The following is a 14948-nucleotide window of genomic DNA, read 5'->3' as shown; positions in this document are numbered from 1 at the left end:
CGGACGGCACGCTCAGCATGGCGCTTCCCGACCGCGCAATGATCGAACACGACGAATGCCGGGAGCAGACCATGAACCATCGACTGATCCGTGCTCTCGCCGCCGCGACCGTCCTCACCGCGGCCACCGCGGCATCGGCGCAGACGGCAGCCCAAACGGCGGCCCCGACGATGCCGGCCCCGACCGAAAGCAATTTCCAGGTAAAGACCACCGGCGACCTCGTGCGGCTGTGCGAGGCCAAGCCGACCGACGCCACGGGAATCGCCGCGCTGCACTTCTGCCAGGGCTTCGCCGTCGGCGCCTATCAGTATCACCAGATCGTCGCGGCGGCCGAGAACAAGCGGCCCCTGTTCTGCGCGCCCAACCCACCGCCGACGCGCAACGAGGCCATCGCCAACTTCATCGTGTGGGCGCAGCAGAATCCCAACCAGATGAACACGCCGCCGGTGGAAGGGATGTTCCGCTATCTGGCCCAGCGCTACCCCTGTCGCGCGTGACCCCCGCCCTTCGCCAAGACCCGGAAAAGCAGACCCCATAAAATAGACAAGGTGGGCACCGCCATGATTCCCAAACAGCTTCTTTGCGTCGCGGCCGTGGCACTTCCCCTCGCCGCCTGCAGCGACATGACGCCGACCCAGCAGCGCGCGCTCACCGGCACGACCGGGGGTGCGGCCGGCGGCGCCATCATCGGCGCCATCGCCGGCAACGCCGGGATGGGTGCCGCCATCGGCGCCGGCGCGGGTCTGGCTGGCGGCATGCTCTACGACTACCACAAGCGGACCGAGGAATCGGCCTACCAGCGCGGCGTGCAGCAAGGGCAGAGCAGCCGCACGAGCCCCTGACCGGTCCCCCTGACCGGTTCCGCTGACCGGTCCTGCGCTTTACAACAGGAGACATCCGCCATGCCGCTGATCTCGCTCGAAGGCAAGCGCGGCCTCGTGGCCGGCATCGCCAACGACCAGAGCATCGCCTACGGCTGCGCCAAGGCCTTTCGCGAGCTGGGGGCGGAGCTTGCCGTCACCTACCTCAACGAAAAGGCCGAACCGCACGTCCGTCCGCTGGCCCAGCAGCTCGGCGCCGACCTGATCCTGCCCTGCGACGTGCGGCGCGACGGCGACCTGGAGCGCGTGTTCGAAGCCATCCGCGACCGCTGGGGCCGGCTGGACTTCCTGCTGCACTCCATCGCCTTCGCCCCGCGAGAGGACCTGCACGCGCGCGTGGTCGACTGCTCCAAGGAGGGCTTCTCGCTCGCCATGGAGGTGTCGTGCCACTCCTTCATCCGCATGGCGAAGCTGGCCGAGCCGCTGATGACGGGGGGGGGCTGCCTGATGACCGTCAGCTTCTACGGGGCGGAGCAGGTGGTGGAGCACTACAACATGATGGGGCCGGTGAAGGCCGCGCTGGAAAGCTCCGTCCGCTATCTGGCGGCGGAGCTCGGGGCACAGAAAATCCGGGTCAACACCCTGTCCCCCGGCGCCTTGGCGACCCGCGCGGCGTCGGGCATCGACCGCTTCGACGAGCTGCTGCAGCGGACGGCGGAGCGCGCGCCGACGCAACGGCTCGTGACCGTGGACGACATCGGGCCGACCGCCGCTTTCCTGGCGAGCGACGCGGCAAAGCAGATCACCGGCCAGACCGTCTACATCGACGGCGGCTACCACGTCATGGACTGACCACCCACTGTCGGGGGCCGCGATGGGGTGACAGCATGGAAGCGCCCGTGCGCGTTGAGAGCATCGACGGCCGGACCCTGGCGGTCACCGTCGCCGGGGACTGGACCGTGCGGCACGGCATGCCCTCCGTCGAGGAGGTCGCCGGACGCATGGCCACGCCCCCGACGCCGAGCCGGGTGACGGTCCACACCGCCGGCCTGGGGCATTGGGACGCCTCGCTGGTGTCCTTCGTCGCCGGTCTGGAGACCCTGTGCCGGTCCCGGACCATCCCCTTCGACAAGACCGGGCTGCCGCCCGGCGTGCGCCGTCTGGTGGATCTGGCGCTGGCCGTGCCGGAAAAGACGGGAACACGCCGCGCCGGCGCCGGCAAGTCGCTGCTGGTCCTGGTGGGCGAGGCGGCGCTGTCCTCCTGGAAGGGGTTCCAGGACACACTCGCCTTCCTGGGGGAGGCCACCCTGTCCTTCCTGCGGCTGCCCGCCGGGAAGGCGCGCTTCCGCCGTTCCGACCTGATGCAGACGATCCAGGAATGCGGGGCGCAGGCGCTGGGCATTGCCTTCGTCATCTCCCTGCTGGTCGGGCTGATCCTCGCCTTCGTGGGCGCGGTGCAGCTGCGCACCTTCGGGGCGGAGATCTACGTGGCGAACCTCGTCACCGTGGCGATGACGCGGGAAATGGCGGCGATCATGACCGCCATCGTGCTGGCCGGACGCACGGGGGCGGCCTTCGCCGCGCAGCTCGGCACCATGCAGGCGAACGAGGAGATCGACGCGCTGACCACGCTGGGCGTCTCGCCCATGGATTTCCTGGTGCTGCCGCGCATGCTGGCGCTGATGCTGATGATGCCCCTGCTGTACCTCTATTCGGCCTTCGCGGGCATGCTCGGCGGTTTTCTGGTCAGTGTCGGCATGCTCGACCTGACCGGCACCACCTATCTGGCGCAGACGCAGGCCAGCTTCTCCTTCACCGACTTCTTCGTCGGCTGGGGCAAGAGCGTCCTGTTCGGCGCGCTGGTCGCCATCGCCGGCTGCATGCGCGGCATCCAGTCGGGGCGCAGCGCCGCCGCCGTCGGCAACGCCGCGACCTCCGCCGTGGTCACCGCACTCGTCTACATCATCATCAGCGACGCCGTGCTGGCCGTGCTGCTGAACATCGTCGGGCTGTGAGGGGAGGCCGGCATGAACCCCACGGTCGACACCCCCCGCATCGAGGTCCGGCATCTCGACATGGCCTTCGGCGGCTTCGTGGTGCAGCGGGACGTCAGCTTCACCGTCGCGCCCGGCGAGATCTTCGTCATCATGGGCGACAGCGGCTGCGGCAAGAGCACCATGCTCAAGCACATGATCGGGTTGATCCACCCCGCGCGCGGCGACGTGTTCTACGACGGCGAAAGCTTCTGGGGCGAAAGCTTCAGCGGCGAAGGGTCCGACCGCCGCATGGCGATCAGCCGGCGCTTCGGCGTGCTGTTCCAGAGCGGTGCCTTGTGGAGTTCCATGACGCTGGCCGAGAACGTCGCGCTGCCGCTGACGCTCTACACCGAACTGAACGCGCCCGAGGTCGCGGAGATGGTGGCGCTGAAGCTGGCGCTGGTCGGCCTGCGCGGCTTCGAGGAGTACTACCCGTCGGAGATCAGCGGCGGCATGCGCAAGCGCGCCGGCCTGGCGCGGGCGATGGCGCTCGACCCCGACATCCTGTTCCTGGACGAGCCCTCGGCCGGGCTGGACCCGCTCAGCTCCCGCCGGCTGGACGATCTGATCCTGGAGCTGCGGGACAATCTCGGCAGCACGGTGGTCATCGTCACCCACGAGCTCGCCAGCATCTTCGCGATCGCCGACAACGCGGTCTTCCTGGACGCGGAGACCCGGACGGCCATCGCGCACGGCAACCCGCGCGCCCTCGTCGATCAGGCGGAAAGCCCGAAGGTGCGGGAATTCCTGCGCCGCGGCGAAGCCGGCGCCGCGGCCGCGTGACGGACCGGGAAGGAGACAGCCCATGGCAGCCAAAGCCAATCCCAAGCTGGTCGGCGCCTTCGTCCTCGGCGCCGTGGCCCTGCTGGTCGCGGCGGTCGCCCTGTTCGGCGGCGGCAACATCTTCGTCAAGCACCCGCTCGCCGGCACCTATTTCCAGGGATCGGTCGCCGGGCTGGAGGTCGGCGCGCCGGTCACCTACCAGGGGGTCCGGGTCGGCGAGGTCAAGTCGATCCGCCTGGAGGTCGACAGCCAGACCCTGATGACGCGGATGCCGGTGGAGTTCGAGTTCATTCCCGGCTCCGTCCAATGGAGCGACCATCCGCTGCGTCCGGAGGAATTCCGCCGGCTGATCGACAAGGGGCTGCGGGCCAAGCTGGTGTCGCAGAGCCTCGTCACCGGCCTGCTGGCCATCGAACTCGGCTACTACCCGGACACGCCGGCGCGGCTGGTCGGCGGGCTGCCCGGCACGGTGACCGAGATCCCGTCGGTGCAGTCCGACCTGGAAACGCTGAAGGCCACGCTGAGCAGCCTGCCGCTCGACAAGATCGCCGCCTCCACGGTGCAGGTGCTGACCCGCCTCGACACGCTGCTGGCGGAGCCGGAATGGCGCGACGCCGTGGTGGCGCTGGCCGGGGGGCTGCAACAGTTCCAGGCCCTCATGGGCACGGCGAACGAAGAGACGCGCCCGCTGCTGGGCAATGTGGAGCGCGTGGCGCTGGAAACGCAGGCCGCCATCACCGCGCTTCAGACCGACATCCACGAGGCCATCGGCGACGCGCGCGCCGTGCTCGGCAAGGTCGATGGCGAGGTGAAGCCCCTCAGCGCCCGCGTGCAGGCGGCGGCGCTGGCGGCGGAAAAGGCCATGCAGCAGGCGGACGGCACGCTGCGGACGGTCAACACCGCCTTGGACCCGCGCTCGCCGCTTCGCAACAACCTGGAACAGACGCTCAGCAATCTGTCCATGGCGTCGAAGTCCTTGCGCTCCTTTGCCGACCAGCTCGACCGAAGTCCGAACACCCTGATAACGGGACGGTGACCCCATGCGCGCACCCGCGATTCCGCGCCGGAGACTGTTGTGGACCCTGGTGGCCGTCGCCGCCCTGCCGGGCTGCTCCAGCACGCCGCCGCGCCTCTATGTGCTGAGCCCGCTTCCGCAATCGGCGACCAATGGCGCCGCGACCAGCGGCACCACGGGCGGCACCACGAGCCCCATCGGCGGCCGGACGGTCGGCGTGCAGCTCGTCACCTTGCCCGAGTATCTCGACCGGCCGGAAATCGTGTCCTACACCGGCCCTTACGAACTGTCGGCCAACCGTGACGACCGCTGGGCGGAGCGTCTGCCGTCCAACATCACGCGCGTGCTGGCGGAAAACCTGTCCGTCCTTCTGGGAACGGACCGCGTCCACACCGCGCCCTCGCGCGTCAGCGACCGCTTCGACTACGAGGTCTCCGTCGAGTTCGACCGCTTCGAGCGGACCGCGGCGGGCGACAGCGCGCTGGACGCGCACTGGGCGGTCCGCGACGGCGTGACCCAGAAGGTCCTCGCCCGCGACCAGACCCATTTGGCCACCCGCGTGCCGGACAACGGCTACCCGACGCTGGTGGCGGCGATGAACGACAACCTGACGGCGCTGAGCCGCGACATCGCGGCGGCCATCGCGAAACTGCCGCGCAAGGGCGGCACCCGCGCGGGGGCCTGAGGGCCGTTCGGATCAGGAGGATGCGTCGATGAAGAGGCTGTTGTGGCTGTCATGCCCGGTGATCTGTCTGCCCCTGCTGCTTGGCCCGCCCATGGGTGCGGCGTTGGCCGCCGGGGAGTCGCCGCCCGACAGCGCCGCGCCGGCGGCGGGGCCGTCCGCCGACGCCCCCTCCCCCGAGGACGAGGATCCGATCGACGGGCAAGCCCTGGACGCCCTGATGCGCATGGCCGACACGCTGGCCCAGGCCAAGGGCTTCAGCGTCACCATCCGGTCCAACTACGACGTGGTGCAGGACACCGGCGAGAAGATCGAGTTCGGGGAGCGCCGCACCGTCACGCTGAACCGTCCCGACGGGCTGCGCGTCGAATCGCAGCAGAGCGACGGCAAGAAGACGCAGGTGACCTACGACGGCAAGGCGATCACCGTCTTCAACCCGGACCAGAACGTCTATGGGCAGGTGGAGAAGCCGGGCAGCGTGGACGACGCCGTGCGCTATGTGGTGCAGGATCTCCAGGTGCGGCTGCCGCTGGCGCTGATGCTGGTCACCACGCTCCCGGCGGAGCTGGACCAGCGGCTGCTGGCCCTGGACTATGTGGAGCGCGACACGCTCACGCCCGTGCCGACGGACCATCTGGCCGGACAGACCGACGAGGTGGACTTCCAGGTCTGGATCGCCGCCGAGGGCACGCCGCTGCCGCAGCGGATCACCATCACCTACAAGAACGACGAGGGCGAGCCGCAGTTTCGCGCCGACCTGAACGACTGGACGCTCAATCCCCAGGTTCCGGCCGCGCAGATTGCCTTCACCCCGCCGCAAGGGGCGGAACGCATCCCGTTCCTGGTCAGGGTCCCCCGGACCCCGACCGGCCAGCCGCCCGCAACCTCCACCCCGCCGGGGACCTCTGGCAGTACGGCCGGCAGCACGGCCGGCAGCACGGAAGGAGCCGCGAAATGAACACCCGTTCGGCTCAAATCACCCTCTCGATCATCACCTCCCTTCTGCTGGTCGCCGGATCCGTCGCCGACGGCTATGCGGCGCGCGGCGGCGGCGGCCGTGGCGGTGGCGGCGGTGGTGGTGGTGGCGCCCGCATGGCAGGAGGTGGCGGCGGAGGGGGAGGTTTCTCCCGCTCCGGCCCCGCGGCGGGCGGCGGCTTCTCCGCGTCGAAATCCGGCGGCGGGGGCGGGGGACTCTCGTCCCAACGCGCCTCGGCGGGAGGTGGCAACTTTGCCGCGCAGAGGCCCGCGGGCGGTGGCGCCGCGAGCACCGGCGCCCGGCAGGCCGGCGCGACCGAGCGGTCGGGCCAGCGGACGGCGGCGGCGCAGACCGCCTCCCGGCAGAGCGGCGCCACGGAGCGCTCCGCCCAGCGCAACGAGACGCAGCAGACCCGCGCCGGGGAGCGGACCGAGCGGGAGGGTCAGCGCCAGCAAGGGCAGACGGAGCGCACGGAGGCCCGCCAGCAAGGCCAGACCGAACGGACGCAAGCCCGCTCCGGCGCCGCGCAGAACATCGCCGGCGATTGGGACGGCCATTACGACCACGGCTACGACGACGACTGGGGATGGGGGGTCGCCGGGCTGGCGGTCGGGGCGACCGTCGGCTACATGGCGGGGGCCGCCACGGCCGCTCCGACCTACGTGACGGTGCTTCCCTGCTCCCCGACGGTCGTGACGGCGGCGGGGGTCAGCTACTACGGCTGCGGCGGCACCTGGTACAACCGCAGCTATGTGAACGGGGCCGTCTCCTACGTGACGGTCGCGCCGCCTCCGGGCTATTGAGCCCCGGAGGCATCCGGCCGTGGGGATACCGTATCCCCGGCCATGCAGCGATACCGTAGCAGGATACGGTAGACGCGGTGACCCCGACTTTCGCCCGGCGTACCGTAAAGAAAAGGCAGAGAAATCCGATTGTTCATCGTCAAGCCCGGCCATGACGGTTTGGGGAGATGGGCTTGGGGTGTGTCGGGACTTCCGTTCGGCGGTGTCAGCCAAACCAGAACATGTCAGCCGGGCCAACACAGGAGGACGCCATGAAATCTTGCGCAGCCTTTCCGACGGTTTCCGCCGTGGCGGCGCTTTTCTTCAGCGTCGCGCTGCTGGCCCCCGCGGCCCTGCCGCAACCGGCGGCAGCCCAGACCAAGCCCGGACTGACCAACACCATCCCGGAAAACGCCGCCGTCACGATCCACGCCAAGATCAAGTCGATCGACCCGGTGAAGCGGCAGGTGACGCTGGTCGGGCGGTCGGGAACGCCCGTCACCCTGACGGCCGGCCCCAACGTCCGGTTGGAGATGCTGAAGGTGGGCGACACCGTCGACGCGCAGTATTACCGCTCCGTGGCCTTCGTGCTGTCCCAGCCCGGCACCACCGTGCCCGAGGACGAGATCCGCCAGGCGATCGCGCGGCCGGTCGAAGCGCCGGGCGGCGTGGGCATGCAGGTGACGCGGGTCAGCGGGCTGGTGGTCGGGATCGACCTGGAAGCCCACAGCGTCGATCTCGTCAACCCGCAGGGTGGCGAGGTCGTCACCGTCAACGTCACCGATCCTGCCCGCCAAGCCAAGCTTCCCCTGCTGAAGGTCGGCGACACGATCACCGCCGTCATCAGCGAAGCCCTTGCCGTGTCGATCCAGCCCGCGCCCAAGAGCTGGTTTTGACGAGATCTGGTTTTGCCGGGCCGCTGGCTCCGGAACCCGCACCGATGGGGTTGAAGCATGACCGCCGACGCTCAAAACACCCTGCCGCTCGACCATCTGGTATCGACGATGGAGGCTCGCCTGGACGCCTGGCGCGATCTGAACGCCGCCGTCCGCGCGTGGTCCGAATCCGGGGCCGCGTCCGGGACCGGGCCGGACAATAAGGCTCCGGACAAGCAGGCTGTCGACCGCGCTCTGGGCTGCCTGCGCTCGCTTGAGGAATTCTACGCCTTCCCCGGCCGATCCTTCATGGCGACCCTGTCGGGTATGGTCGCGGAAGGGGATGCCGCCGGCGCCGCCCGGCTGACCGCAAGGCTCAGCGCCGCCCTTCTGTCGAAGTCCTACCACAACCATCCCGGCGAATGGGACGGGGACGAAGCGTCGCTGGACAACGCCGACCGCCTGCCGTCCGCCCTGAACGGCGGCCCCGCCGAGACGCACCGGCCCTATTTCGAAGTGCTGATCGTCACCCCCTCGTCGCCGGCCAAGTGGCCCCATGCGGCGCAGGAACTGCGCCGCATGCGCCGCCGCCAGGATCCGTTCGTCTACGAGCCGGTCTTCGTCGGCAGCTTCGAGGACGCGGCGCTCGGCGCCGTGCTGAACCCCGCGATCCAGGCCGTGGTCATCTATGACGGTTTCCACTTCGCCTCCGCCCACGACGTGCCGCTTCTGCACCGCTTCCTGGAGACCCACATCCCGCCCGGCACCGCCGATCTGTCGGGCGAGGCGATGACCCCGGCGCTCGTCCGCATGCTGAAGAACCTGCGGCCGGAACTGGACCTCTACCTGCTCAGCGACCGGAAGGTGGAGGAGATGGCCGGCCGCCCCGATCTGGCCGCCGTACGCCGCGTCTTCTACGAGGTGGAGGAGCCGCTGGAAATCCACCTCAGCATCCTCAAGGGCATCAACGAGCGGTTCGAGACGCCCTACTTCGACAATCTGAAGAAATATTCGCAGCGCCCCATGGGCACCTTCCACGCCCTGCCGGTCGCCCGCGGCAAGTCGATCTTCAAGTCGAACTGGATCCGGGACATGGGAGAGTTCTACGGGCTCAACCTGTTCCTGGCGGAATCCTCGGCCACCACCGGCGGGCTGGACAGCCTGCTGGAGCCCACGGGCAACATCAAGGACGCCCAGGACAAGGCTGCGCGCGCCTTCGGCGCCGACCACGCCTATTTCGTGACCAACGGCACCTCGACCTCGAACAAGATCGTCGAGCAGGCCTTGCTGCGCCCCGGCGACATCGTGCTGGTGGATCGCAACTGCCACAAGTCGCACCACTACGGCATGGTGCTGGCTGGGGCGCGACCGGTCTATCTCGAAGCCTACCCGATGATGGAATACTCCATGTACGGGGGCGTGCCGTTGCGCTCCATCAAGAAGGCGCTGCTGGACCTGAAGGCGGAAGGCAAGCTGGACCGGGTCCGCATGCTTCTGCTGACCAACTGCACCTTCGACGGCCACGTCTACAACGTGCGCCGCGTGATGGAGGAATGTCTGGCGATCAAGCCGGACCTGATCTTCCTGTGGGACGAGGCGTGGTTCGGCTTCGCCCGCTTCTCCCCCTTCTTCCGCCAGCGCACGGCCATGGGTGCTGCGGCCCTCATCAAGGGCGGCATCGCGGGCGGCGAATACCGCATGCGGCTTGAGGAGCAGCGGCGCGAACTGGGCGATACGCTGGATCCCGCCGACGCGCGCCTGCTCGACCGCCGTCTGGTGCCCGATCCGGACAAGGTGAGGGTGCGCGTCTACCAGACCAACTCGACGCACAAGTCCATGTCGGCCTTGCGCCAGGGTTCCATGATCCTGGTCTGCGACCAGGACTTCCACCATGTGGAGGAGTCCTTCCACGAGGCGATCTTCACCCACACCTCGACCTCGCCCAACCTTCAGATCATCGCGTCGCTGGACGTGGCCCGGCGCCAGATGGAGCTGGAAGGCTACGAGATGGTGATGAAGGCGACGCAGCTCGCCCTCAGCATCCGGCAGCAGGTCAACGGCCACCCGCTGGTGTCCAAGTACTTCCGCGTCCTCGACCTGGACGAGATGGTGCCGGCGGAGTTCCGCGAGACCGGCATGTCCAGCCTGACCAAAACGAACTGGACCGAGGCGATCCGGTCGATCTGGGACGACGAATTCGTGATCGACCCCACGCGGCTGACGCTGGTCTGCGGCTCCGCCGGGTTCGACGGCACGGCCTTCAAGGGGCTGCTGGCGGAGAAGTACGACATCCAGATCAACAAGACCTCGCGCAACAGCATCCTGCTGCAGACCAACATCAACAACACGCGCAGCGACGTCGCCCACCTGATGAAGGTGCTGGTGGACATCGCCCGCGGCATCGAGGAACGGCTGTCCACCGGCGGCGACGCGGAGGCCGAGGCCTTCAAGGCGCGCGTCGCGTCCCTGATGAAGGACGTGCCCGACATGCCGGACTTCAGCCGCTTCCACGACCATTTCCGCGAGGATCCGGACAGCGCCACGACGGAAGGGGACATGCGGTCGGCCTTCTACCTCGCCTACGACGAGGCGGCGTGCGAGCACGTCAAGCTGAACAGCGAGGAGATCGACCGGCGCCTGAAGGACGGGCCGGAGCTGGTGTCCGCCAACTTCGTCATCCCCTACCCGCCGGGCTTCCCGATCATGGTGCCCGGACAGGTCATCACCGCCGAGACGATCGAGTTCATGCGCAAGCTCGACGTCAAGGAAATCCACGGATATCAGGCGTCGCTCGGGCTGAAACTGCTGAACCCGCGGGCGCTGCAAGCGAAGGCGATGCTGCGGAGCGAGGCGGCCTGACGGCCGCCTGCCATTCCCCTGGCGTCCGATATTTGGCCCCGAAACGGGACATGGACGGAAGAGGTGTGCGATGGACGCGTTCTTTCAGTTCCTTCAGGCCAACCCGTACATCCTGCTGTTCTTCACCGTCGGCGCCGCCGTCGGGATCGGACGGCTGAGCATCAAGGGATACGGGCTCGGCATGGTCGCCGCGGCCATCATCGTCGGGGCCGGGCTGGCGATCTGGGCGTCCGCCTACGGCGTGAAGCTTCAGCTCAACGACTGGGTCAAGTCGCTGTTCTACTACCTGTTCATGTACGGCGTCGGCCTGCGGGTCGGCCCCAGCTTTGTGAACAGCCTGAAGGGCGACGGGCTGAAGTTCGTCGTCCTGGCCTTCGTCTCCTGCTTCATCGGGCTGGGCATCGTCGTGGGCGGCGCCCGCCTGTTCGACCTGCCCATGGGGGCGGCCGGCGGCATGCTGGCCGGGTCGCAGACCATGTCGGCGGCCATCGGCTCGGCGGAGCAGGCGGTGACCTCCGGCACGCTGACCCTGCCGGACGGCACCACGCCGGATCAGGTCAGCGCCATGATCGCGCTGTCCTACGGCATCACCTACATCTGGGGCACGGTCGGCATCATCCTGATCTGCAAGTATCTGCCGCGCTGGTGGGGCGTGGACGCCAAGGCGGCCGCCCTGGATTACGAGCGGGCGCACGGCGTGCAGAATGTGGACGACACCGGCCTGACCGGCTACCGGCCCTTCGGCCTGCGCGCCTACCGCGTGGAGGGTGCGGACACCGTCGGGCACACCATCGCGGAGTTCCGCAGCAAATACCCGATGTACCGCGTCGGCAACGTCGTGCGCGGCGGGCGGTCGCTGGGGGCCGGGGCCGACGTGGCGCTGGAGCGCGGCGATGTGGTGGCGCTGGGCGGACGGCTGGAGGATCTGACGGAGCACATGGGCGTGATCGGTCCCGAGGTTCCCGACGCCACGGCGCTGAACATCCCGCTCGATCAGGCCGAGATCCTGGTGACCCGCAAGGAGGTGGAGGGCAAGCCGCTGATCGACTTCCGCAGCACCGACCTCGCCGGCCAAATCCAGCTGGGCGGTATCGAGCGGGGCGGCGTGCCGATCCCCATCGGCACCGACACCCGGCTCCAGAAGCTGGACGTGCTGAAGGTGGTCGGGCTGAAGTCAGCCGTGGAGCGCGCCGCCGCCATCATGGGACGGGTCGCCCGGCCCAGCACGGCGACCGACCTGCTGACCCTGTCGGGCGGCATGATCCTGGGCTTCCTGATCGGCCTGATCCAGTTCCCGGCCTTCGGCGCGTCGGTCGGCCTGGGCAACGCCGGCGGCCTGCTGGTGTCGGGGGTCATCGTGTCGTCCGTGGTGTCGCGGCTGCGCTTCTTCGGCAACACGCCGAACGCCGCCCGCAACATCCTGGAGGACATGGGGCTGGTGGTGTTCGTCTCCATCGTCGGCATCAACGCCGGCGCCGCGCTGCTGTCGCAGCTCACCGGGGCGATCGCCGCCAAGATCTTCCTGGTCGGCTTCATCGCCTGCACGGTGCCGCCCTTCGTGGTGTGGGCCATCGGCTATCACGTCTTCAAGATCAACCCGGCCGTGCTGATGGGCGGGGTGGCCGGTGCCCGCAGCCATTCCGGCCCGGCCCGCGAGGCCGCCAAGGAGATCAACAGCTCCGTCCCCTGGATCGGCTTCCCGGTCGGCTACGCGATCTCCGGCATCCTTCTGACGGTGATGGGCTACTTCGCGATGATGCTGGCGGGATAGCACTCTTCTGCCCGCTCCATCCATCGAGAGGAGATTGGCCGAGAGGAGATTGGCCGAGAGGAGATTGGCGGTTGTCAAAAGCCCCTCTCCCCTTGTGAGTTACGGCATTCACAGATTTCGCTGGTGCGGTAAGTCATTGATGAGGCATTGCGGATAGCCCTTCTCCCCTCCGGCCTCTCGCGCAAGCGAAGCTTGCGCTGCCGGCGACAGGCGGCCTTTGGCCGCCGAGAGCGGGAGAAGGGTTGGGATGAGGGGGAGCCCCGCCAGGGGCTATAAACGCAGGCATAGTGGCGATTTTTCCGGGCTGCCGCCCGTAGCCACCCTCACCCCAACCCCTCTCCCCTCGAGGGAGAGGGGCTTTTCCAAGGTGGGTCAACCGCTTACCGCACACGCAACATCTGTGCATTCCATAGCCCCTTGTGGGAGAGGGGTTGGGGTGAGGGGTAAACGCCCGTACGGAAAGACCTTTCCGGTCTGACGGCCGCCCCCTCATCCCAACCCTTCTCCCACACAGGGGAGAAGGGCTCGGCGCCAGAACCGGCCTATCTTCGGTGCTCGCAGAATGATGATAGCGCGGACCTGAGCCCACCCCCCGGATTTCCAGGAGCCCGCCCCAGGAGAATGTCCCAGGAGGAAGTCATGGACTGGATTGGCGATGTGCTGCGTCATCACCCGGAACTGGCCGTCTTCCTGGTGCTGGGCTTCGGCTATTGGATCGGCGGCTTCAGGCTGGGGCCGATCAGCCTGGGCGCGGTCACCGGGTCGCTGTTCGCGGGGCTCGTCGTCGGGCAGCTCAACATACCGGTGTCGAGCACCGCCCGGTCGTTCATGTTCCTGCTGTTCCTGTTCGGGAACGGCTACGCGGTGGGGCCGCAGTTCTTCCAGTCGCTGCGGGGCGACGGGGTGAAGGCCCTGCTGCTGACCCTGATCCAGTGTTCGGTGGCGCTGTGCGTCACCATCGCCTTCGCCAAGCTGCTGAAGCTCGACCCCGGCATGGCGGCCGGGCTGCTCACCGGCAGCCTGACCCAGTCGTCGGCGCTGGGGGCCGCGGTGGAGGCGATCAACGGCCTGCCCCTGCCGGAGGCGGAACGCCAGCTTCTGGCCGCCCATGTCGCCATCGGCGACGCGCTGACCTACCTGTTCGGCACGCTGGGCGCCATCCTGTTCCTGAGCCAGGCCGGCCCGCGCCTGCTCGGCATCGACCCGCGGCTGGAGGCGCAACGGCTGGAGGCGGAGCTGGGCGTCAAGACCAAGCCGCCGGGCCTGCTCAGCGCCTACACCATCTTCATCGCCCGCGCCTTCCGGCTGGAGCGCCCGGATCTCGGCGGACGGACGGTGTTGGATCTTGAAAACAGCGTACCCCAGCGCGTCTTCATCAACCGCATCCGGCGCGGCGACGGCATCATCGAGGCACAGCAGGACACCCGGCTGGCGGTGGGCGACGTGCTGACGCTGACCGGCCGGCGGGCCGCCGTCATGGAGGTCGGCCCCGCGCTGGGCGCCGAGACCGACGATCCGGAGGCGCTGGACTTCGCCGTGATCCAGGCCCACCTCGTCGTGAGCACCGCCTGGGCGGACGGCAAGACCATCAAGGAGCTGAGCGAGGCGCCCGACACCCGCGGCGTCTTCGTCCGGCGTCTGGTGCGGCTGGGCCAGCCGATCCCCCTGCTGCCGGAAACGCGCGTCAACCGCGGCGACGTCTTCGAGGTCGTGGGCAGCGAGCCCGACGTGGTGCGCGCCGGCCGGGCGCTCGGCCGCGTCGAGCGGGAGAGCCTGACCACCGACATGACCGCGGTCGGCCTTGCCATCGTGCTGGGCGCCATTGTGGGCATTCCGCAAATGCTGATCGGCCCGTTGCAGATCGGGCTCGGCACCAGCGTCGGCGCACTGCTGGCCGGGGTCATCGTCGGCTGGCTGCATTCCCGCCGGCCCGGCTTCGGGCAGGTGCCCCCGGCGGCGCTCGACCTGATGCGTACCATGGGGCTGGCCGCCTTCGTCGGGATGGTCGGCATGCAGGCCGGCCCGCACTTCGTCGACGCCTTGCTCCAGTACGGTGTCGCCGTCGTGCTGGCGGGGGCCGTCTGCACCATCATGCCGCTGCTGGTCGGGATCCTCGTCGGGCGCCACGTCCTGGGCCTCAACCCGGTGCTGGCGCTGGGCGCCTCCGCCGGCGCGCAGACCTCCACCCCGGCGCTGGCCGCCGTGCAGGACCGCTGCGGCAGCCCGGTCGCCGTGCTGGGCTACACCGTGCCCTACGCGCTGGGCCAGATCGTGCTGACGCTCTGGGGCACGGTGATCGTGGGCATCCTGTCCTGAGGAGGCCTTGTGAGGGGGCCTGGGACGATACG

Annotated in this window: 13 protein-coding genes; all 13 read left to right on the top strand. The window is 68.9% G+C overall.

Translation table 11 applies throughout. The features are described 5' to 3' along the window. The first annotated feature begins 71 nt into the window (after nucleotides 1-71). The 13 genes from ACSVC7_RS13710 (at nucleotide 72) to aspT (ending at nucleotide 14916) form a co-directional block, all read left to right on the top strand. Nucleotides 72-497, top strand: coding sequence for a Rap1a/Tai family immunity protein (locus ACSVC7_RS13710; RefSeq protein WP_448204922.1), 426 nt, complete (start codon nucleotides 72-74; stop codon nucleotides 495-497). A gap of 63 nt (nucleotides 498-560) precedes the next feature. Continuing rightward, the gene (locus tag ACSVC7_RS13705) at nucleotides 561-842 is read left to right on the top strand and encodes a YMGG-like glycine zipper-containing protein (RefSeq protein WP_448204923.1); all 282 of its coding nucleotides are present in this window, start codon (nucleotides 561-563) and stop codon (nucleotides 840-842) included. A gap of 60 nt (nucleotides 843-902) precedes the next feature. After that, nucleotides 903-1673, top strand: a complete 771-nt coding sequence (fabI, locus tag ACSVC7_RS13700; RefSeq protein ID WP_448204924.1) for an enoyl-ACP reductase FabI — start codon at nucleotides 903-905, stop codon at nucleotides 1671-1673. Nucleotides 1674-1708: 35 nt separating this feature from the next. After that, the gene (locus tag ACSVC7_RS13695; protein WP_448204925.1) at nucleotides 1709-2836 is read left to right on the top strand and encodes an MlaE family ABC transporter permease; all 1128 of its coding nucleotides are present in this window, start codon (nucleotides 1709-1711) and stop codon (nucleotides 2834-2836) included. Nucleotides 2837-2848: 12 nt separating this feature from the next. Further along, on the top strand, nucleotides 2849-3640 hold the full coding sequence (locus ACSVC7_RS13690; RefSeq protein WP_448204926.1) for an ABC transporter ATP-binding protein: 792 nt from the start codon (nucleotides 2849-2851) through the stop codon (nucleotides 3638-3640). 22 nt (nucleotides 3641-3662) lie between these two features. Continuing rightward, nucleotides 3663-4676 carry an MlaD family protein gene (locus tag ACSVC7_RS13685; protein ID WP_448204927.1) on the top strand — a complete coding sequence of 338 codons (1014 nt, stop codon included), beginning with the start codon at nucleotides 3663-3665 and terminating at the stop codon, nucleotides 4674-4676. 4 nt (nucleotides 4677-4680) lie between these two features. Then, on the top strand, nucleotides 4681-5340 hold the full coding sequence (locus ACSVC7_RS13680; RefSeq protein WP_448204928.1) for a PqiC family protein: 660 nt from the start codon (nucleotides 4681-4683) through the stop codon (nucleotides 5338-5340). A gap of 28 nt (nucleotides 5341-5368) precedes the next feature. Next, nucleotides 5369-6295, top strand: a complete 927-nt coding sequence (locus ACSVC7_RS13675) for a DUF2092 domain-containing protein (protein ID WP_448204929.1) — start codon at nucleotides 5369-5371, stop codon at nucleotides 6293-6295. Beyond that, nucleotides 6292-7116, top strand: coding sequence for a hypothetical protein (locus ACSVC7_RS13670; RefSeq protein WP_448204930.1), 825 nt, complete (start codon nucleotides 6292-6294; stop codon nucleotides 7114-7116). Before ACSVC7_RS13675 ends, ACSVC7_RS13670 begins: the two co-directional genes overlap by 4 nt. 251 nt (nucleotides 7117-7367) lie before the next feature. Beyond that, on the top strand, nucleotides 7368-7991 hold the full coding sequence (locus tag ACSVC7_RS13665; protein WP_448204931.1) for a hypothetical protein: 624 nt from the start codon (nucleotides 7368-7370) through the stop codon (nucleotides 7989-7991). A 57-nt stretch (nucleotides 7992-8048) separates the two neighbouring features. Next, nucleotides 8049-10829 (top strand): Orn/Lys/Arg family decarboxylase, encoded by a 2781-nt coding sequence (locus ACSVC7_RS13660; RefSeq protein ID WP_448204932.1) that lies wholly within the window; start codon nucleotides 8049-8051, stop codon nucleotides 10827-10829. A 70-nt stretch (nucleotides 10830-10899) separates the two neighbouring features. Next, nucleotides 10900-12600 carry an aspartate:alanine exchanger family transporter gene (locus ACSVC7_RS13655; protein ID WP_448204933.1) on the top strand — a complete coding sequence of 567 codons (1701 nt, stop codon included), beginning with the start codon at nucleotides 10900-10902 and terminating at the stop codon, nucleotides 12598-12600. Between the two features lie 639 nt (nucleotides 12601-13239). After that, nucleotides 13240-14916 (top strand): aspartate-alanine antiporter, encoded by a 1677-nt coding sequence (gene aspT, locus ACSVC7_RS13650; RefSeq protein WP_448204934.1) that lies wholly within the window; start codon nucleotides 13240-13242, stop codon nucleotides 14914-14916. Nucleotides 14917-14948: the final 32 nt, after the last annotated feature.

This window comes from Azospirillum mesophilum, assembly GCF_053470405.2.
Note: the sequence above shows the minus strand (reverse complement) of the source record. Positions and strands in the feature narration are given on the sequence as shown.